14 protein-coding genes and 9 pseudogenes are annotated in these 18,891 nt (G+C 66.5%); 6 read left to right on the forward strand and 17 right to left on the reverse strand.

Going from position 1 to position 18,891, the window contains the following annotated elements:
- Positions 1-99: 99 nt before the first annotated feature.
- From WA944_RS16135 to WA944_RS16150, 4 genes and pseudogenes are all read right to left on the reverse strand, one after another.
- Positions 100-1,060: pseudogene (locus tag WA944_RS16135) on the reverse strand (NADPH:quinone oxidoreductase family protein).
- A 7-nt stretch (positions 1,061-1,067) separates the two neighbouring features.
- Complete coding sequence (locus WA944_RS16140; RefSeq protein WP_526371888.1) at positions 1,068-2,099, reverse strand: phosphotransferase family protein; 1,032 nt, start codon at positions 2,097-2,099, stop codon at positions 1,068-1,070.
- Entirely contained in the window at positions 2,096-3,394 is a 1,299-nt protein-coding gene (locus tag WA944_RS16145) for an acyl-CoA dehydrogenase family protein (protein ID WP_526371890.1), read from the reverse strand. The genes WA944_RS16140 and WA944_RS16145 overlap by 4 nt, the downstream gene beginning before the upstream one ends.
- A 19-nt stretch (positions 3,395-3,413) precedes the next feature.
- Positions 3,414-4,064: a TetR/AcrR family transcriptional regulator gene (locus WA944_RS16150; RefSeq protein WP_526609140.1), complete on the reverse strand. Its 651-nt coding sequence runs from the start codon at positions 4,062-4,064 to the stop codon at positions 3,414-3,416.
- A gap of 3 nt (positions 4,065-4,067) precedes the next feature.
- Between WA944_RS16150 and WA944_RS16155 the strand changes: the two genes are divergently transcribed.
- Complete coding sequence (locus tag WA944_RS16155) at positions 4,068-4,241, forward strand: hypothetical protein (protein ID WP_526371894.1); 174 nt, start codon at positions 4,068-4,070, stop codon at positions 4,239-4,241.
- On the opposite strand, the pseudogene WA944_RS16160 reads toward WA944_RS16155, so the two are convergent.
- The 9 genes and pseudogenes from WA944_RS16160 to WA944_RS16200 form a co-directional block, all read right to left on the reverse strand.
- Positions 4,221-5,176, reverse strand: a pseudogene (locus tag WA944_RS16160) (TIGR03564 family F420-dependent LLM class oxidoreductase). The gene WA944_RS16155 and the pseudogene WA944_RS16160 sit on opposite strands and share 21 nt — an antisense overlap.
- 12 nt (positions 5,177-5,188) lie before the next feature.
- Positions 5,189-5,620, reverse strand: a pseudogene (locus WA944_RS16165) (hypothetical protein); the annotation flags it as partial.
- Between the two features lie 59 nt (positions 5,621-5,679).
- A pseudogene (locus WA944_RS16170) lies at positions 5,680-5,958 on the reverse strand (cytochrome P450); the annotation flags it as partial.
- Positions 5,955-6,155, reverse strand: coding sequence for a ferredoxin (locus WA944_RS16175; RefSeq protein ID WP_526296398.1), 201 nt, complete (start codon positions 6,153-6,155; stop codon positions 5,955-5,957). The pseudogene WA944_RS16170 and the gene WA944_RS16175, both read right to left, overlap by 4 nt.
- A 107-nt stretch (positions 6,156-6,262) precedes the next feature.
- Positions 6,263-7,065, reverse strand: a pseudogene (locus WA944_RS16180) (NAD(P)-dependent oxidoreductase); the annotation flags it as partial.
- On the reverse strand, positions 7,065-7,898 hold the full coding sequence (locus WA944_RS16185; protein ID WP_526371910.1) for an alpha/beta fold hydrolase: 834 nt from the start codon (positions 7,896-7,898) through the stop codon (positions 7,065-7,067). The pseudogene WA944_RS16180 and the gene WA944_RS16185, both read right to left, overlap by 1 nt.
- Positions 7,899-7,969: 71 nt before the next feature.
- Positions 7,970-9,615 (reverse strand): annotated as a pseudogene (locus WA944_RS16190) (thiolase C-terminal domain-containing protein).
- Positions 9,612-9,911 carry a ferredoxin gene (locus WA944_RS16195; RefSeq protein WP_526371912.1) on the reverse strand — a complete coding sequence of 100 codons (300 nt, stop codon included), beginning with the start codon at positions 9,909-9,911 and terminating at the stop codon, positions 9,612-9,614. The pseudogene WA944_RS16190 and the gene WA944_RS16195 overlap by 4 nt, the downstream one beginning before the upstream one ends.
- 8 nt (positions 9,912-9,919) lie before the next feature.
- A complete protein-coding gene (locus tag WA944_RS16200; protein ID WP_526609143.1) occupies positions 9,920-11,221 on the reverse strand; it encodes an NADH-ubiquinone oxidoreductase-F iron-sulfur binding region domain-containing protein in 1,302 nt (433 codons plus the stop codon).
- A gap of 36 nt (positions 11,222-11,257) precedes the next feature.
- Between WA944_RS16200 and WA944_RS16205 the strand changes: the two genes are divergently transcribed.
- Entirely contained in the window at positions 11,258-11,743 is a 486-nt protein-coding gene (locus WA944_RS16205) for a hypothetical protein (protein WP_526371898.1), read from the forward strand.
- 23 nt (positions 11,744-11,766) lie between these two features.
- Here the strand turns inward: WA944_RS16205 and WA944_RS16210 are convergent, their stop codons facing one another.
- The 4 genes from WA944_RS16210 to WA944_RS16225 are packed head-to-tail and all read right to left on the reverse strand — an operon-like array spanning position 11,767 to position 15,360.
- The gene (locus WA944_RS16210; RefSeq protein ID WP_526371900.1) at positions 11,767-12,645 is read right to left on the reverse strand and encodes an alpha/beta fold hydrolase; all 879 of its coding nucleotides are present in this window, start codon (positions 12,643-12,645) and stop codon (positions 11,767-11,769) included.
- A gap of 32 nt (positions 12,646-12,677) precedes the next feature.
- Positions 12,678-13,067, reverse strand: a complete 390-nt coding sequence (locus WA944_RS16215; protein ID WP_526371902.1) for a Rieske (2Fe-2S) protein — start codon at positions 13,065-13,067, stop codon at positions 12,678-12,680.
- A 3-nt stretch (positions 13,068-13,070) separates the two neighbouring features.
- Positions 13,071-14,213 carry an amidohydrolase family protein gene (locus tag WA944_RS16220; RefSeq protein ID WP_526371904.1) on the reverse strand — a complete coding sequence of 381 codons (1,143 nt, stop codon included), beginning with the start codon at positions 14,211-14,213 and terminating at the stop codon, positions 13,071-13,073.
- Positions 14,214-14,235: 22 nt separating this feature from the next.
- Entirely contained in the window at positions 14,236-15,360 is a 1,125-nt protein-coding gene (locus WA944_RS16225) for an amidohydrolase family protein (protein WP_526371906.1), read from the reverse strand.
- Positions 15,361-15,605: 245 nt separating this feature from the next.
- Between WA944_RS16225 and WA944_RS16230 the strand changes: the two are divergent.
- The 4 genes and pseudogenes from WA944_RS16230 to WA944_RS16245 all read left to right on the forward strand — a co-directional run.
- Positions 15,606-16,618: pseudogene (locus WA944_RS16230) on the forward strand (acyl-CoA dehydrogenase family protein).
- Entirely contained in the window at positions 16,602-17,789 is a 1,188-nt protein-coding gene (locus WA944_RS16235; protein ID WP_526371908.1) for an acyl-CoA dehydrogenase family protein, read from the forward strand. Before WA944_RS16230 ends, WA944_RS16235 begins: the two are co-directional and overlap by 17 nt.
- A 15-nt stretch (positions 17,790-17,804) precedes the next feature.
- A pseudogene (locus WA944_RS16240) lies at positions 17,805-18,509 on the forward strand (LLM class flavin-dependent oxidoreductase); the annotation flags it as partial.
- Positions 18,510-18,634: 125 nt separating this feature from the next.
- Positions 18,635-18,891: pseudogene (locus WA944_RS16245) on the forward strand (IS1380 family transposase); the annotation flags it as partial.

The following is an 18,891-nucleotide window of genomic DNA, read 5'->3' on the forward strand; positions in this document are numbered from 1 at the left end:
GTCGTCGAACCGGTCGGCCGCAGCGAGACGTTCTGCTACGGCATGATGCTGTCGGTCGCCGCGGACCTGGTTCCGGCGAGCTGACCGGGCAGCCCGGGGTCAGCTCATATCGATCAGGACTTTGCCGATCGCGCGGCCGTCCCCCACGTGACGCAGGGCTTCGGAGGTCCGCGTCAGCGGATACACCGCACCGACGTGCGGTGATACGCGCCCGGACACCAGCAGATCGCGCAGTTCGTGTTCATTGCGCTCGAACTGGTCTCGCGGTACGTCCTGGAACTGGAAGCCGAGCACGTGAATCCCTTTGACCAGCACCAGGTTCAACGGAATGCTCGGGATGACCCCTGATGCGTATCCGACGGTGACGAACCTGCCTCCGCGGCGCAGCGAGCGCAGTGCCGGTTCGGCCAGTTCACCTCCGACCGGGTCGACGATGACGTCGGCTCCGTCCGGAAGTGCGGTGCGCAGCGCGGCCCGAAGCGGGCCGTCGCCGTGCCTGATCAACGTGCCGGCGCCGTAGTCGGCGGCAACCGCCAGTTTTTCGGGTGACGACGCCACCGCTGTGGCGCGCGCCCCCAGGGCGACACCGAGCTGCACTGCGGCCAGCCCGACACCGCCGCCCGCGCACCACGAGTTCGTCCCCGGCGCTCAGCCGCGCCGTGGAACGCAGTGTGTGGTAGGACGTGCGGTAGGCGACACCGCCGGCGGCGGCGGCGAACGCGTCGAGACCGTCGGGGCGTCGCGTCACTGCGGCGGTGTCGGCGACGACACGCTCGGCGAACGCGCCGTACATCCCGGTGCCCGTCACCTGATCCCCGATCGCGAAACCACAGTCCGGCGAACCGACCTCGTCGATGACGCCGGCGAATTCGCTGCCGGGGACAAACGGCGGCGGCACCCTGATCTGGTAAATGCCGGCCACCAGCAGGACGTCGGGAAAGTTCACCGCCGCCGCCCGTACCCGCACTCCGACCTGGCCGGGACCGGCCACGGGGGCGGCGTGCTCCTGGACGTGGACCACCTCCGGTGGGCCGTATCGCGGGCAGATCGCGGCACGCACGGTGCGGTCAACCCCGGTAATCGGTGGACTCGGCGAGTTCGGCGGCCGAGGCCATCAGGCTCGTCACCACCGGGCCGAACGCCAGCAGCTTCTCATCATCATCGCCGGCGCGCTGATAGCCCTGCTCCAACACGATCGCCAGCTTCCATTTGGCGAGCACCAGGTAGTAATCCAGGTCGTCGACCTGACGTCCCGAGACCGCGGCGTAGTGGCTGACCACGTCGTCACGTGAGGGCATACCCCGCATGTCGACGTAGTTCATCTCAGAAGGACCGGGATTGTCGGTGTCTTCCGGCCAACTCTGCACCATCCAGGCCAGGTCGAGCTTGGGGTCGCCGACGGTGCCCATCTCCCAGTCCACGATCGCCGCCATCTGCGCGGGCGCACCGTGGCGGTACATGACGTTGGCGAACTGGTAGTCGCCGTGCATCAGCCCGGGGATGTAGTCGAGCGGCTTGTGCGCCCGCAACCACGCGGTGGCCGCCTCGAGGCCGGGGAGGTCACGCTGCTTGATCCGTGCGAGGAAACCGGTCCACCGGTCCACCTGCCGTTCGTGGAAGCCGTCGGGCCGCCCCAGGTCGTGCAGCCCCACGGCGCGCCAGTCCACCTTCGAGAGCAGCGCAATGCCCTCGGCCAGTTGGTAACTCAAACCGGGCCGAGCCGCCAGATCGCTGTCGAACGGTTCCGGCCACCTGCCATGGGTGTCCATCGGTGACCACCCGTCCACGAAGCCCATCAGGTAGAACGGGCGGTCCAGCACGGAGGCGTCGTCACAGACGCCCACCGCGGCGGTGTGCGGGACATCCGTCCCGTCGAGCGCCTCGATGATCCGCCACTCCCGCAGAATGCCCTTGTCACGGTCGGGCGGTGCACCGGGTGGCGGCATCCGAAGAACGCAGCGATGCTCGCCGCGGCGAACCTCGTAGATGACGTTCTGTGTGCCGCCGGAGAGGAAGCGGGCATCGAGTGGCTCGCCCTCGCCGGGCAGCGCTGCGGCGTCCATCCAGTCGGCAAGGCGGGCAACCGCCAGCTCGCTCATAGATTGCCCACCTCGTGCTCGAGATAATCGGCGAACTTCGCCTGGGCCGCTTCGCGTTTGGCCGGAATCCACTCCGTCGGCCAGCTGCCCTCCGCCGGCCGGTGGTCCCGCAGCACCTGCTTGGCGACCGTCGTCTTGTGGACCTCGGTGGGTCCGTCGGCCAGGCCCATGACCGCCGCGCCGGTCACCATCCCGAGGAACGGCACCTCGTTGGTCACCCCGAGGGCCCCGTGCACTTGCATTGCCCGCCAGGCGATATCGTGCAGAACAGTGGGCATCACGACCTTCACCGCGGCGATGTCCTTGCGCACCTTCTTGTAGTCGTTGTACTTGTCGATCTCCCACGCGGTGTAGAGCACCATCAACCGGAACTGCAACAACTGTGCGTAGGAATCGGCGATGTAGCCCTGGACGAATTGCTTGTCCGACAACCGGCTTCCCTGGGTCTCGCGGCTCAGGGCCCGTTCGCACATCATGTCCAGAGCCTTGCGGCTCAAGCCGATCGTGCGCATCGCATGGTGGATACGCCCGCCGCCGAGTCGTGTCTGGGCGATGGCGAACGCCTGACCCTCACCCCCGAGTACGGCGTCCGACGGCACCCGCACATCGTCGTAGTGGATCAGCGCGTGTGAACCCTCGTCGGGGCGCTCGCCGTAGAGGCCGACGTTGCGCACGATCCTCACCCCCGGGGTGTCGGTCGGCACCAGGAACATCGACATCCCCTGATAGGCGCTGACCTCAGGATCTGTCACCACCATGACGATCAGGAAGGACGCGGTTCTGGCGTTGGAGGAGAAAAACTTCCAGCCGTTGATCACCCAGTCGTCACCGTCGCGCACCGCGGTCGTCGTGAACATCGTGGGGTCGGCGCCGGCGTGCGGCTCGGTCATCGAATAGCAGGAGAACAACTCGCCCTCCAGCAGCGGCTTCAGATAGCGCTGCTTCTGCTCGTCGGTGCCGTAGTGGGCGATGATCTCCGCGTTGCCGGTGTCGGGTGCCTGACATCCGAAGACGATCGGTGCCCACTGGGAACGGCCCAGGATCTCGTTGAGTAGTGCGAGTTTGAGCTGGCCGTACCCCTGGCCTCCGAGGTCGGCTCCGAGATGGGTGGCCCACAAGCCGCGACGGCGCACCTCCTGCTTGAGCGGGTCGATGGCCTTGCGCCGCATGCCCTCCAGCGGTACGAACTGTTGGTGTGGCCATGCCAGGTCGAGGGGCTCCACCTCCTCCCGGACGAACTCGTCGGCCCAGTCGAGCACCTTCTGGTAGTCGGGGTCGGTCTCGAAATCCCACATGTGGCCTCCTTGCCGGCGATCAGGGTCGGGGGTTGTATCCGTGGATCAGCGCGCAGATGTCGGCGGTGACAACCTCGGCGAACGAACGCCGCCCGAACGCGCCGGCCGCCCAGTGACGGGCACCCTCGCTGACCATCGTCTGCGCCAGGTACGCCAGATGCGCTGTGTCGACCTCGGTGCCGAGCTTGCCGTCTGCCTTGGCCCTGATGAAGAGCTCACCGAACACGTCCGCATCCAAGTCCCGCGGAGTTCGTCCGGCCAGGATCCGGTGCTCGTGTCGATAGCCCTCGAGGATCGTCTCGATGATCAGTTCCCTCGGATTGCGGGCCATGGACTGCCCGAACGCCACAAGGGCGGCAGCGATGACGGTCTCGATCTCGTAGGGCTTGGTCAACAGTTTGTGGATGGCGCGCTGTGCCGACTGGGTGGACATGACTCCGACCTCGAAGAGCACGTCTTCCTTGCGGGGGATGTAGAAGTAGAACAACGCCTTCGAAACACCCGCCGCCGTGCAGATGTCGGCGACGGTGGTCGTCGCGTATCCTTTGGTGCGCCACACCGCCATCGCCGCCTGCACCAGCAGACGCTTCGTCTCGTGTGACCGGGCCCGCTGGAACGATGCTCGGCGCTGACCACGTTCAGCATCGCTGTCTGCGGTCATGGGTGGCATTGCATGAACCTAACAGTCGGATTCGGCGAAACCAGCGATGTGACGTTGTTCGACGCGGGCGTGCCCGGCGTCGACCTGTTCTTCTGCACCGTGGGCGGGGTGCCGATCGAGTTCATGGGTGGCTTCGCCGCCGACGAGGCAGATCCTTCCGCCGCGTCACCACGTCGCGCCGAGTGATGCCAGGAACTCCTGGGTCCGCCGTCGGGAGGACACCCGCGCAGCGACGTCGGTTCCGAGCGGGACCACCCGAACGGCCAGATCTGTGACGCCGGCATCGCGGTACCGGCGCAGCCGGGCCAGAACGGCGGCTTCGTCTCCCGCAGCCATCGTGTCACCGACATCTCCGGCGTCCCCGTGCTCGAGAAGCCGAACGTAGTTGGGGGAGAAGTGCGCATGCCCGAGAATCTCGCTGGCATGGGTCCGAGCGGACGGTACGTCGGCCGGCGAACACAACGCCACCGGCACCCCCGCAACGACCCGAGGTGCGGGCCGGCCCGCGGCCTGAGCGGCCGTGCTGATCTTTGGGGCGATGTGCTCGCCGATCGCACGCTCGTCGGTGATCCACACGATGGTGCCGTCGGTCCGCTCGCCGGCGATCCGCAGCATCGTGGGTCCCAGGGCGGCGAGCAGGACCGGTGGAGCCGTCCTATCGGTGACATCCACCGGGCTGTGCACACGGCAAGTGTTGTTGTCGACGTCGACCTGGCCAGGTCCGCGGAAGGCCGCGGCGAGGACATCGAGACAGTCACGCAGCTGGTGTGCGGGCCGCACGTACGGAATACCAACTGGCCGTCGATGATCCAGTCGTGAGACACGCCGAGGCCGAGTGCGAACCGGCCGCCGCACGCAGCTGTCGTCGTGAGCGCCTGCTGCGCCAGAATCATCGGATGGCGGGTCTGGACGGGAACCACAGCGGTGCCGAGTTCGATCGTCGCGGTGGACTGTCCCAGCAGCGCCAGCGCTGTCATCGCGTCGAGATAACCGGGTACCTGGGGGAACCAGAACGAACTGAACCCGGCAGCTTCGGCGGCGGCGCCGTCGACCAGCAGTCCGGCCAGTCGCTCGTCGCGCGGACGTTCCTTGTCGGATCCGACCATCAGCCCGATACGCATTCCGCTCCTTTGTCACGGCACATAACGGTCCCACTCGTGCGGCACGACGGGATGGAACGGGGCGGCGAAGAGCGGTTCGACCCCGCCCACGCTCCAGCGCTTGTCCAGCACCGGCCCCAGCCTCTCGGCGGTGGTCACCGGATCGTCATCGAGGAAGCAGTACGAGATCGTCTGTCCTGCTGCTGCGCTCGCCAGGTGTGCCTCGACCGGCAGCGATGTCGCCGACCACACCCCGGCGACGCCGTCGACGTCGAGCAGATCCGCGGGCGATGACACGGCCGATTCCAGCAGCAGATAGACACCACGCACCGGCCACCACGGCAGCACGTCGGCGCCGACCTTGACACGAGGTGCCGCCGCTTTGGCGCCGACCGCGTAGATGCCGCGTTCGACCGGCGGCAGCAGCGGTAGCTTGCGGCCCGCGTCACCGAGCGCCTTGGACAGGGCCACCCCCCAGCCGACTATCCGCTCACCCGGAAACAACTGCCCGCCTACTCGCGGAATCGGGTCTGACGGTGCTCGGGCGGGTCCATCAGGATGATCATCTTCATTGGGGCCGGTTCGCCGGACTTCACCATCGCCAGGTCGAGGCCGTACGCCGAGGAATACGTCTCGAAATCCTTGAATGCTGCCGCAACGTCCGCGTGGCGCGACAACGCGTAGAAGTCGTGCTCCGCGTTGTGGTACACCGGCGCTTCCTCACGCATCCGCCGGTAGATCTCCCACGGACCGTTGAAGAACTCCTCGGAAGACGGGTCGAAGACCAATTCGGTTGCAGTCATTCGTCTTTGAGGAAGATCGCCTGGCGCGGGCACTGCCGCACGGCTTCCTTGACCTGCGCTTCGTTTTCGGGCGTCACCTCGTCCTGCAGCACATGCAGGTAGTCATCGTCGTCGAGGTCGAACACCTCGGGGATGATGCCCATGCAGACCCCGTTGCTCTCACAGAGCCCGAAGTCGACCTCGATCTTCTGAGTCATTCGCGATCCCGTTTCGCCGTCACCTCAACACCTTCACCGGCACGTGGTGGTAGCCGGCGACGTTCTGCATGTTGACCCGCTGCAGACCGTCGAAGTCCACCTCGTACCATCAGCCTCAGCGCCGTGTCCGCCACATCGAACACGGTGCCCTCAGGTGCGGCTGCGTGTCGGGCGAGGGTCGCCGCATGTCGGACGTCCTTCTGCAACAATGCGCCGGCGATGGGGGCAAGCCCTTCCAGGCTTCCACCGAAGACCGTGATGCTGCCGACCGCCTTCCTGGTCGCCGAACCGCGGTGCAGGACCTCACAGACACGGTCACGCGGGATGCCGAGGGGGTCACCGAGTTCGAGGGTGCTCATCGCCGCACCGAGATTCGCGCTGAACAACAGGTTGTTGAGGATCTTGGCGACCTGGCCGCTGCCCAGCGCACCGAGATGAACAATCGCGTCGGAGTAGGTCGCGAAGACCGGAAGGACCTTCTCGACGACGTCCTCGTCGCCGCCGACCATCACCATCAGCGTGCCCTCCTCGACCGCGGGGGCGCCACCGCTGACCGGGGCGTCTATCACGGTGACCTGCTGTGCAGCAGCGATATCGGCCAGCTCGCGGCAGGTGTCGGGGTGGACGGTGCTGTGGATCGCGACGATCCCACCAGGAGCGAGCCCCGCCAGCACCCCAGATTCTCCTGTCAGCACCTCACGCACGTCGTCATCACCGACGACACACAGGCACACCAGGTCGCTGGCCGCCGCGAGCTCAGCCGGTGTCGAGGCCGCCTTGGCGGCAGTGTCGGCATAGGGTTCGACCGACGCGGGCCTGCGGGCCCACAGGGTGAGCTCGAACCCGCCTTCGACGATCCGGCGCGCCATCGGCCCGCCCTGACTGCCCAGCCCGTGAATCCGACCCTCATCAACCCGCCTCCGATTGCTCGTGATCGCGGCCTTCAGCGCCCGCGATGCATTCCTCGATGAACGACATGACGTTCCGGTGGTAGGTGTTGGCGCTGAGGCCGACGCTGAGATTGTGTCCGCTGTCCGCCATCGTTTTGACGAGGACGCGGGGTGCACCGGTGAACAGCGCCGCCACGGCGGCCAGCGCCTCGGGCGTGGACTCCCAGACGCTCTCGTGGTCGGCGACGCTGAACTCCACGGGCACATTCACACGTGCGGCGATCTCGGGAAAGTCGCGCCGCGCCCAGTTGGCCGTGACCGCGGCCTCGTAGGCGACTCCCGGCGCGGAGAGAGCTCCCGTGAGCACCTCTGCCGGATAGAGCTCGGTGGGCTGCCACAACAGATCTCGCAGCCCCACCGGCCGCGAGGTGACCGTGGCTTCACTGATGATGTTCTTGGCGGTGTCGCTGTAGCGCAACCCGGTTCCCGCCAGTTCGATGCCGAACACGTCAGACCGCGCCGTCGCCATCCGCAGCGCGAGCTCGCAGCCTGCGGAGTGGCCGACGAGGAACAGGCCGGCACCGCGGTCACCGTCGGCGATGATCTTGTCCACCGCCGCGCACGCGGCGGCTACCCGCCGGTCGGCATCGGCGAACTCGGCCGCATACACCCCGGAGGCTCCGTACCCGGGGCGATCCAGGGCGATCGCGGTGAAGCCGCGTGCCGCAGCGGATCTCAGCAGTGACAGGCGCGGATGTCCGGGACAGTCGAAGTACGCCGACGAGGTGGCCCCGCCGTGCACCGCGACGACGACCCCCCGTGGGTCCTCGACCTGCACGGCCAGTCCCGACATCGGCACCCCGTCGACCAGCACGACGCGCGGTCGGGGTGCAGGAACGGCCACCGGGGCCTCGTCGTAGACCGTCACCCGTCGGTCCGCAGAAGCATCACGCCGCTCGGGGTGAGGCCGCCGCTGCTGGCCACCCCAACCCGGGCGCCAGGCACCTGGCGGTCACCGGCCTCACCGCGCAACTGCGTCACCGCCTCATGGATCAGGCCCATGCCGTGGGTACGACCGTGTGACAGCTGGCCGCCGTGCGTGTTGAGCGGGATGATCCCGTCGCGGGCGATGGTCTTGCCGCCGTCGAGGAAGTCCTTCGCCTCGCCGATCCCGCAGAAGCCGAGCCCTTCGAGCCACGACAGGCAGTTGAACGTGAACCCATCGTAGAGTTCGGCGACGTCGACATCGTGGGGCCGCAGTGACGTCCGGGACCACAGGTGCGCGGACTGACCGAGTCCTGCGGCTCATGGGTGAGCGTGGTCTGGTCCCAGTCGAGTCGCTCGATGATCTGGGTGCCGAGGGCTTCGAACCGCACCGGCGGTTTGCCCAGGTCCTTCGCGGCGTCGGCGGCCGACACCACCACCGCAACCGCGCCGTCACAAGGCACGTCGCAGTCGTACAACCCGAACGGCGTCGTGATCATCCGGGCCGAGAGGTAATCGTCCATCGTCATCGGGTCGCGATAGATGGCGGTCGGGTTCAGTGCGGCATTGGCGCGCTGGGTCAAGGCTATCCAGCCCAGGGTCTCGCGGGTGGTCCCGTAGCGGTGGAAGTGACGACTTGCGTTCTTTGCCAACACGTGTGCCGCGGAGACGGCGCCGAAAGGATGTTGCCAGCTGGAGGTCCGCGCACCCATCGGGGGCGACATCTTGCCCTCCTTGACCAGCTGACCGAACGTCGCCTCCCAGAGCGTGCGGAAGCACAGCACGTGGCGGGCCATGCCGGTGGCGACCGCCATCATCGCGGCGATCACCGAGCCGCCGGGGCCAAAGGTGTCCATGCCGCCGTTGATCCAGGTGGGCCGCAAGCCGAGGGCGCCCTCGAGGGCACTCACCCCGCCCTCGCCCATGCCCGCCACGTCGAGGCCGGGGTAGGTGGACAATCCGTCGATGTCGTCGTAGGTGAGCCCCGCGTCGGCCACCGCCTGCTCGCAGGCCGCGATCGTGAGCGACAGCGGCGGGACCATCTGCCTGCGACCGATCGTCGACATGCCGATGCCCGTGATCGCGGAGTGATCCTCGAACTTCTTGTCGCCCAGCATCGGCCGGACGTGCCTGGCGAACTGCTCGGGTGGGATCTCGTCTGTCGGCATCGCGGTGGGCGCGGACTGGTCTGCGGCGGGCTTGAACAGTGGCAGCCACACATCCTCGACCTGCTGGAACGCCACGTCGACGGGTTGCCCGAGGGCGAGTTCGTCGGGATCGGCGTCGATGATGTTGGTGGTCAACCGGACTTGTGGGTCCTCGATGAGTGCCACCTCGGCCACCACATAGGGCGGTGGCATGTCGGGGAAGCCGAAGCGGTGGTTGACGCTCAGGCCTGCCAACGTCGCCTTCCCCGATACGACACGCACACCCATCGTGGTCTCGCGGCAGTACCGGCACACCGGTGTGGGGGGATGAATCAGGGATCGGCAGCTCAGGCACTCCTGGATGCGAAGTTTCCCGTCGGCGCCCGACGTCCAGAAGAACTCGTTCTGTGCGGTGAGCTGGGGCAGTGGTCTGGTCAACGGACAAACTCCGAGATCGCTTCGCTGTCTTCGCTGGTCAAAGCCGGCTCGGTGGCTTCCTCGGCCTTGACTGCCGGCGACCGCTGGCCGAGCGGCCCGTGCTCGCCCAGTTCGGTGATGGCGTGCACGGGGCAGTCCAGCAGCGCGCGCATCACCGCGTCGCGATCGGCCTCGGCGATGGTGCCATCGCCGATCAACGAGGCGTAACCCCAGTCGTCGAGGGAGAAGTACTCGGGCGCGTGCTTGGCGCAGACGCCGAACCCGTCGCACATCGTGCGGTCCAGTTTGATCTTCATCGGCTCGCTCACGAAACCGCCTCCACCTCGTAGGGTCGCATTGCGTGGTAGGCGTGGGTGCGGCAGGAATCGCATTCCCCGGCCAGATGCCGGGCGACGTCGGTCGGGAAGGCCTGCAGCAGGCTGGCCGCGACGTTGGTGGCCGCATCCAGCGTCGCGCAGGCACCCCGGCCACGCAGTACCACCGACCATCGCTGTAGACGGGTCAGATCGTCTTCGGTGGCCGCACCGTGGCGCAGCGCGTCGGTGACCGCGGACATCGCCGCGGTGCCGTTGAAACACGAGCCGCACTGGCCGGCGTTCTCACGGTCGAAGTACGCCATCACCGACGCGGCGACCGCGACCGGGCAGTCGTCGGTGAGGACCGAGACCGCGCCGCAGCCCAGTCCGCTGTTGAGGCGGCGCATGGACTCGTGGTCGAGCGTGGTGTCGAGGACCTCGCGGTTCAGCAGCCCGGCGAAGTAACCGCCCATCAGCACGCCTTTCACGTCGCCCGCGGGAATCCGATGGTGCGCGAGGAGATCGGTGACGGGTGTGCCGTGCGGTAGTTCGTAGAGCGCCGGCAGCCTGCCACCACCGGTCACGGTGGCCAGGAACGTGCCGGGTGAGGCCGACGTGCCGTGGTCGCGGAATGTGTCGCTGCCGTGGCGCAGGATGAAGGGCAGATTCGCCAGAGTCTCCACGTTGCCGACCACCGTCGGGAGACCGCTCACACCTTGTTGGAACGGACGTGGTGGTTTGTCGGTGGGCTTGGCGAGACCGCCGTTGACGGCGCGTACCGCGGCCGTCTCCTCGCCGGCGACATAGCCGGGCTCGACCGTCACCACCGACGCGGCGAGGTCACCCAGGGGTGCGGCATCCAGCGCGGTGCGGAGCGCGTTGGCCGCCTGGGCGTCAGAGACGTAGACGTAGGCGCGGTCGGCGCCGACGATGCGTGCGGCCAGCCGGACGCCGTCGAGCACGAGATGCGGCCGGTTGCGCAGCAGCCACTTGTCTTTGACGGAGGCGGGTTCGCCTTCCTCGCCGTTGGCGAGCACCACCGTCGGGCTGCCTGCACGGCTCGCATCACGCACCGTGCGCAACTTCACCGCGAGCGGGAATGCCGCCCCACCCCGACCGAGCAGTCCGCTGCGATCGATCTCCTCGAGCAGCGCGTCCGGGTCGTCGAGTCCCTGGTAACCACCGGAGTCGACGTATGCCGGGTGGTCTTCGATCTCGGCGGTGTCGGAGATTCGCAGCAGGCGCGGCGTCACGCCGGGCCACACGGTGACGGTCAAGCCGGTTGCCAACCCATTGTCGGTGGTGGTCATGATCGAGCCTTCCTGCCCGCGGATAGGCTGGCGGGCATGAGAACTGCGGTGGTGCGAGTCGATGTCGACCCGTCGGCGCTGCTGACGCCGGCACAGCTACGCGACGGCATGACCGCGCTCGTCCAGTCGGCTGCCGAACTCGGGATCCAGGTCGTCGACACCGATCTCGCGTTGATGCCGGCCAACCGTCGACAGGTCGAGGTGCTCATCGCTGGCGAGGACCCCGACCAGCTCAAGGACACCGCGGTCGGACTGTGCGTCAAGGCGTTCGGACGTTTCGGCGCCCGACCGTCGGCAGGTGTGCTGACCTATGTGAGCCGCGGAACCGACGACGACGCGCACGGGGTTCTGGCGGGACTGGGCCTGCGTGGTGAGATCGAGCGCGTTCCCACCGAGGACGGCTGGGACATCGTCAAGGTCACGCTGCTCAAGTCCGACCTGCGGCGGGTCCCCGAGAGCCGAGTGCACACCGCCCTGGAGGCATCGCTGAACTGCGAGGTCCAGATCGTCGCCGTCGATTGACCGGGGTGAGCGTCGTCCCGCTGTCACTTCGACTTCTTCAGAAAATCGAGGATCGCCGGGGCGGCCTGCACCCAGGTGTCGAACATGTTGAAGCGCTTGACTTTTCCGGACGCACGCTTCTCCCCGGCCCGCTCCCAGGCGTCCTCCGGCCATGGCGGGTCGATGACCTTCGACCCCTTGATGAGGCAGCTCACCTCCAGTGACGTGCGCTTGGGGTGGTCGAGGTCGTTCTCGCCACCGCGGATGATCAGCGTCGGCACCGTGATGTTGTCGAACATCTCGTCCTCGACGCCCGGGATGGTCTGTCCCGGCTTGGGTACGAACGCGTTGAGCCAGCGCAGCATCAGCTTGAGGAACTGGTCGGGATCCTGGGCCGCGAAGCGCGCCTCGTTGTCCGGGTTCTCGGCGATGCGTTCCTGCCACTCGGGTACTTTTGCGACGGCCTCCATGCCGGCACCGCGGACGGCGAGGATGCTCGGCACGATGTAGTAGGAGCCGAGCACGAAGGACCCGTACACGCCGCCGACGATGTTCCAGACCACCAGCTTCTTGACCAACTCGGGGTAGAGCATGGTGGTCAGCATCGAATCGCGCGCGCCTCCGGAACCACCGGCGATGATGCACGGTCCGATGCCGAGTTCGGAGATCAGCTGCTGCAACGTCTGGGCACGCATATGGGATTCGCTCTGCCCGTAGAACTGCACGTCGGACTTGCCGCAGTTAGGCCGGTCCCAGAGCAGCACGCGGTAGCCGCCATCCACCAGCTTGCGCGCCAGCGGCTTCAGGCCCGGGATGTCCTTGCTGAAGCGGCCGCCGGGAGTGAGGACGATGAACTCGCCCTCTTTGCCCAGGACCTCGTAGACGACGTTCCCGCCATTGATCTCGATCTTCTTGTTGGGCAACTGTTCTCCGTCTTCTGGGCTCGACGCTCGGTTCAGGCCTGCACGAGTACGTCGTTGCCGACGACTCGTACGGGGTAGGTGCGGATGCTCCACTCGGGCTTGACCGCGGTGGTTCCCGTGGCGAGCTCAAATCCCCACTGGTGCCAGGGACAGAAGATGTATTCCTTGTCCCGCACCATCACCGCGTCACCGGGCACGTTGTCGTCGACGATGTTCAGGCCACGCGCCCGGCCGGAACACAGCGGACCACCTTCGTGCGGGCAATAGTTTGCGATCGCGTAGAACGTGCCGTTGACGTTGTAGACCCCCACGCCATGGCGTCCGATCGGCACCAGTTTGTGTGTGCCTGAGGGGATCTCATCTACCGTGGCGACGACGTGTTCACGCCCCTGCGCCAGGCGGGGCGTCTTGTCCTTGTCCATGTGTCAGAAAACCCGCACCTGGCCCTCGAGCGCCGGCACCGTGTCCGGCAGCTTGTACGTCTCAATGCCGTTGCGGAACATGATGGCCTCACGGGCGTGCTCGGGGAGGTGCTTGACCAGCCAGCGGGGGTCGTCGAAGGTCCAGTGCGGATAGTCGCTGGAGAACAGCAGGATCTTCTCGCACTCCATCCACTCGAACGCCCGGGTGAGTTCGGTCTTGTCCTCCGGATAGTCCAATGGCTGGGTGGTGAACTTGATGTGGTCCTTGACGTACTCGCTCGGCTTGCGCTTGATGTCCATCCAGGACTTGCGGGCCTCGTAGAGTGCGTCCATCCGCCACATCAGCGGCAGGATCCACGTGAACGCGTGTTCCACGAACACGATTCGCAGGTTGGGATGCCGGTCGAACGTACCGTCGAAGATCAGGCTCATCACCTGGTTGGCCGCGAGCAGCGAGTAGGTGACCATGAAATCGTGGTTGTAGCTGGGCAACCCGACCGGCGGCATCGGCAGTTCGTCGTAGTGACTGCGTGACAGGTGGCAACTCACCGTGATGTCGTGTTTGGTGGCGGCGGCCCAGATGGGGTCGTACTTGGGGTTGCCCCACGACGGACGGGGCTCGGCCTTGATCAGAATCTGCGCCATGTAGGGGTGACCGGCCCAGCGCTCGATCTCGGCCACACTCTTTTCCGGCTCCTCGATGGCCAGGCAGATCGACCCGCGCCACCGCTCGTGCCAGTTGTTGTGGCTGTCGAGCCAGTGGTTGGCCTGCCAGTCGTTGAGCGCACAGTTCATCGCGTGGTTCGCTTCGGGAATCCGCGCCGGGTAGGCCGCCGGTTCCAGGATCGCGATGTCAGAGCCGGCCTCCATGATCAGCTGCTTGAACGCCAGATCGGGGTCACTGCAGGCGAACTCGCCGTCTGCGGGGAACGTGTCCAGGCGCATCGCATAGGAGTGCGCGTAGTCGGGTGCGTCGTAGTAGATCTGGTCGCCGACCTTGTGGGTGCCGAAGTACTTGCTGCGCCAGGGTTCGGGAATGTACTGACCAAGATCGCCGCTGCGAGGCGCCGGGTGGACGTCGGAGTCGACGCACCGCACCGCGATGCGCTCGGCGGCGGGTACCCGTGGATTGGCTGTGGTGGTCATGGTGTTGCCTCCTCGTTCCCTACTACTGTGCCCCAGCGGCGGACGCGATGACCGGACTTTGGATCCCGTACAGCTCTGCGGCGTTTCGCCAGCACAATTTGTCGCGCTGCTCGGCGCTGTAGGAGCTCGGTACCGACAGTTCGTTGAGCTGCCAGTGCGGATAGCTCGAGCCGTACATCACCATGTCGTCTTTGCCGGTGAACCCGGCCCACTCACCGGCGAAGTCGACGTCGCCAGGGCCGTCGAGGCTGCCCTGGACGAAGTAGACGTGGTCGGGCAGGTAGTCGCTGGGCATCTTGGGTGCCCAGGGTGTCTGCTCCAGGTGCGGCCGGCCGAAGCAGTCCATCCGCCACATGAACGGTGTCAGCATGTCGGCGGCGCCGTCGGCCCAGACGAACTTCAGCGCGGGCATCCTCTCGAACACCCCTTCGGCGATCATGTTCATCAGGTGGTAGAGGAAGTTCAGCGCCGTGAACCCGACGAACTGCTCGTAGGTGCGGGTGATTCCGTTGGGTGTGGGCGGCAGCATGACGCCGGATCCGACCTCGAAGTGCACGGCAACCGGCAGGCCGGCATCCACCGCCGCCTCCCAGAGGGGCCAGAACTGCGGCTTGCCGTACAACTCGCGCGACTGCAGCGGAACCCCGAGTTGGACGACCCGCGGATGGTCCTTGTACTTGTCGATCTCGCGCAGCGCGCCGACGATGTCGTCCGGGTTGACCCGGATGGTGCCGCGGAACTTGTCCCCGAATTCGGGGTGCTCCAGCCAGCGGGTCACCATCATCTCGTTGTGCGCGGCCGCGATCGCCGTGCCCAGGTGGCGGTCGGGCATGATTCCGCGGGTCATGGGGTGCAGGATCGCCACGTCGACGCCGCGATCCGTGAACAGGTGCTTGCCGGCCAGCTCCGGATCCGAGCCGGGGTACTGGCGATCTGGGCCTTCGGTGTGCTTGGCGTACTCGCCACCGGGGGCGCCGTACCAGTCCATCTCGTAGTCGGGAAAGCCGCGGCTGCGGAACGGCTCCCGCATGAAGTTCTTCCGCAGGTCCTTGTTCGACTGACTGAATATGTGCACGCTGGCATCGATGACGGGGACCTTCACCGGGTCGGATTCGATCCCGCCGGCCCCGTCATTGAATTCCTTCACGGACCCCATCCTTCGCTTTCCGGACAACCGAGGGCGCGGCCGTCACGATCCCAGTGTAGATCGTTGTTCTTCTTTAGCAAGAATTCTGTTCTCCAGCACATCGCTTACATCTACGCAGGTCGAAGGGACTGCTCGACAGTGCTTAGCTTCTCGCTCGCGAAAATGTCAACCCGCGTGAAGAGAACGGCGACACCGGAACGGAGAATGCTATTCTCCCTTCAACGTACCGAGCCCGGAGGCGCTGGATGCTACTTGCGTTCGACGCTGATCAGAGGCTGTGGCAGGAGACCGTGCGCGACGCGGTGTCCAAGCAGTGCCCTCCTTCCCTGATCCGCGACATCGCCGAGAACGGTGTCGATCCGGCGCCGCTGTGGAGCAGCTACCTCGACGCGGGGTGGACCGAGCTGGCCGACCCGGAAAACGCCGTCGAGCTCGCGATCGTCTCGAGGAACTGGGTCGGTCACCGATCCGACACCGATGCTGGCCACCTTGACCCAGTTCGCGCCGCTGGCCGGCGATCGGTTCGACCCACAGACCGCGGGCGCGGCGGTCTACAGCGGGGTCAACGCCACCCGTGATGCCGAGGGCTGGGTGCTCACGGGAACCGACCGCTTCGTGCTCGACGGGGACCGCGCAGAGCGCTTTGCCGTCGTCACCCCCGCTGGTGTCTTCCTCGTCGATCCGACAGCCGACGCGTCCAGCGTCACCTCGCGTCGTGTTGATGTATTCGACCCGGTGCTGTATGTCGCCGAGGTGTCCTTTGTCGGAGTGCACGTCGCCGACGCAGAGCGGCTGGCTGCCGATACCGAACGGGCCCGCCACGTTGCGCTGATGGGGATGGCGATCACGATGGTCGGCGCCTGCCAGCGGATATTGGACCTGGCGCTCGAGCACACGAAGAGCCGTCAGCAGTTCGGGGTCGCGATCGGGACCTTCCAGGCGATCCAGCACAAGGCGACCGACATGCACGTCGCGATCGATCGAACGGGCGCGCGCGCTGTGCTGCTTCTCGGCACTCACCATCGCTGCCGACGACCCCCGCCGGCGGTTGGCGGCTGCCATGGCCAAAGCATCGGCGGGGGAGTGTCAGGCGCTCGTTTTCCGCCACGGCCTGCAGATGTTCGGCGCGATGGGGTTCACGTGGGAGAACGACCTCCAGTTCGCGCTCAAACGGGCCAAGGCCGGTGAACACATGCTGGGCGGCGCCGCCGAGCACCGCGCCATCATTGCGGAGGAATTCAATGCAGCTGACCTTTGACAACGATGTGGAGGAATTCCGCGCGGAGTTCCGCGCGTTCCTCGACGAGAACATCCCGACCCCGGCCGAGACGCTGGAGCGCCCCCGGTCGGTGTCACACATGCCGCAGTGGGCCTGCGACTGGCAGCGAAAGCTGTTCGACAACGGTTGGCTGCTGCCCGCGCAGCCGCCGGAGTTCGGCGGACGCAACGCTACCGTGCTGCAGACCTACGTCCACCTCGAAGAACTGTGCCGGCGCCGGATCTATCACAGCTTCAACCCGCAGGGCGTCAACATCATCGCGGCGTCGCTGCTGACGTTCGGCACCGAGGAACAGAAGCACCAGTGGGCAGTGCCGGTCCTCAAGGGGGAGCGCACCGCATCGCTGGGAATGAGTGAGCCCAGCGCGGGCTCCGACCTCGCGTCGCTGCGCACCAAGGCTGAGTTTGTCTCGGGCGGCGACGATCCCTACTTCGTCGTCAACGGGCAGAAGGTGTGGACCTCCGGCGCCCACGACGCCGATTTCCTGCTGACGTTCGTCCGCACCGATCCCGATGCACCCAAGCACAAGGGCATGAGCGTGCTGCTGATCCCGACCGACCTCGAGGGTGTCGTGTGCCGGCCGTTCGCCGACATGACGGGGATCGACAACCTGGACTTCAACGAGGTCTTCTTCACCGACGTCCGGGTGCCGGCCGAAAACCTCGTCGGCCCGCTCAACGGCGGTTGGGGCGTAGCCAACGGCTCGCTGGGCCATGAGCGCACCATGATGTGGCTGGGCTTCGCGGACCGAATCGCCAACTCGATCGCCGATTCTCGGCCATCCAACGCACTCGAACGCGATGAGCTGGCCACAACGATCATGGACTATCAGGCACTGCGCCTGGTCGGTTCGGTCGGACTGGCCAAAGCCGCGCGTGGCGAGGTCGACGTCGCGTCGGTGTCGATACCGAAGTTGCTCGGTGCGGAGGCCGAGATGCGAGCTGCCAGCGCCTGTCTGACGGCGGCCGGGCCTGACGGCCTGATCCACCCGTCGACCTCCGGCCCCTACGAACACATGAACCTCGACCACTACTTCGCGAGCCGGTTCGAGCGGTATGCGCGCAGCTTCTCCGGCACTATCGCCGGCGGCACCTCGGAGATCCAGCGCAACATCCTCGCGCAGCAGGTACTCGGACTGCCCCGCCGATAGCACGCCGCACCACACATGAAGGTTCAGCCGGCCGCGTTCCTGAGGACCACTCTCCCCTTGGACCTGAGTCGGCTCGAGCATCTCGACAATGGCCGTTACCACTCGATCTGGCTGCCCGACCACATGGTCAGCTTCTGGCCGGACTCGATCTGGACCCCGGAGTTCACCGATCTCGCCACGGCGTCGCCGTCGCCACACCGCCATCTCGACGGGATGGCCGTCGCAGCGGCAGCGGCAGTACTGACCGAGAACGTGCCGCTGGCCACCAGCGTGGTGGACACCGGGCGACGCCATCCCGCCTCACTCGCCCAGAGCGCGTTGACGATCGACCACCTGTCCGGAGGCCGCTTCATTCTCGGGCTGGGGAGCGGCGAAGCCGAGAACATCGTCCCGTATGGGTTCGACTTCGACCGGCCGGTCAGCCGGCTCGAGGAGGCGCTGCGGGCCATCAAGATGCTGTGGGAGAGCGACGGTCCGGTGGACTTCGAGGGTCGATTCTTCCGACTGCACGACGCCCGCCTCGACACCGAACCCTACGAGGGCCGGTTCCCCCGCATCTGGATCGGCGCCAGCGGCCCGCGCTCGCGCGATATCACCGGACGGTTCGCAGACGGCTGGTGGCCGGCGGGCGCGTGGACCCCCGAGGACTATGCAGACAAGCTCGCACGGGTCAGGAGCGCGGCTGATCGCGCGGGACGCGACCCGATGTCGATCACCCCGCTTAACCTGGATTCACCGATTGAGGTGGTGTCTGGGGCGGGTTGAATCAGTGAAATGCCCTGTCGTAGTGAAAGAATGAGATCTCTCTAGGATCAAATTCGGCCACTACGAAGGGCATCTCGTAGATGCAACTATCTCATACTCGGCCCGTCGCGTCGGCGATCTTCGATGACCCGAAACTGGTGTCGTGCGCCGGGCTGGTCCCGATCGCCGCGTTGGCCCAGCAGTGCGGTCTCAAGACTTTGACTGACGAGCACCTCAGCGTGCCGACCGACAAGGGCGCCAACGCCGGAGCGAAAGTCAGTGCGCTGGTCGCGGGCATGATCGCCGGCGCCGACAGCATCGACGACATGAGGCTGCTGCGCCACGGCGCGATGGGCAC

This window comes from Mycobacterium sp., assembly GCF_049683355.1.
In the GTDB taxonomy this organism is placed as follows: domain Bacteria; phylum Actinomycetota; class Actinomycetes; order Mycobacteriales; family Mycobacteriaceae; genus Mycobacterium.

Excerpts from the sequence above, each read along its gene's own strand:
- WA944_RS16140 (WP_526371888.1), bottom strand. The coding sequence starts at position 2,099 with ATGAGCGAGCTGGCGGTTGCCCGCCTTGCCGACTGGATGGACGCCGCA.
- WA944_RS16145 (WP_526371890.1), bottom strand. The coding sequence starts at position 3,394 with ATGTGGGATTTCGAGACCGACCCCGACTACCAGAAGGTGCTCGACTGG.
- WA944_RS16150 (WP_526609140.1), bottom strand. The coding sequence starts at position 4,064 with ATGCCACCCATGACCGCAGACAGCGATGCTGAACGTGGTCAGCGCCGA.
- WA944_RS16155 (WP_526371894.1), top strand. The coding sequence starts at position 4,068 with ATGAACCTAACAGTCGGATTCGGCGAAACCAGCGATGTGACGTTGTTC.
- WA944_RS16175 (WP_526296398.1), bottom strand. The coding sequence starts at position 6,155 with ATGACTCAGAAGATCGAGGTCGACTTCGGGCTCTGTGAGAGCAACGGG.
- WA944_RS16185 (WP_526371910.1), bottom strand. The coding sequence starts at position 7,898 with ATGTCGGGACTGGCCGTGCAGGTCGAGGACCCACGGGGGGTCGTCGTC.
- WA944_RS16195 (WP_526371912.1), bottom strand. The coding sequence starts at position 9,911 with ATGAAGATCAAACTGGACCGCACGATGTGCGACGGGTTCGGCGTCTGC.
- WA944_RS16200 (WP_526609143.1), bottom strand. The coding sequence starts at position 11,221 with ATGACCACCACCGACAATGGGTTGGCAACCGGCTTGACCGTCACCGTG.
- WA944_RS16205 (WP_526371898.1), top strand. The coding sequence starts at position 11,258 with ATGAGAACTGCGGTGGTGCGAGTCGATGTCGACCCGTCGGCGCTGCTG.
- WA944_RS16215 (WP_526371902.1), bottom strand. The coding sequence starts at position 13,067 with ATGGACAAGGACAAGACGCCCCGCCTGGCGCAGGGGCGTGAACACGTC.
- WA944_RS16220 (WP_526371904.1), bottom strand. The coding sequence starts at position 14,213 with ATGACCACCACAGCCAATCCACGGGTACCCGCCGCCGAGCGCATCGCG.
- WA944_RS16235 (WP_526371908.1), top strand. The coding sequence starts at position 16,602 with ATGCAGCTGACCTTTGACAACGATGTGGAGGAATTCCGCGCGGAGTTC.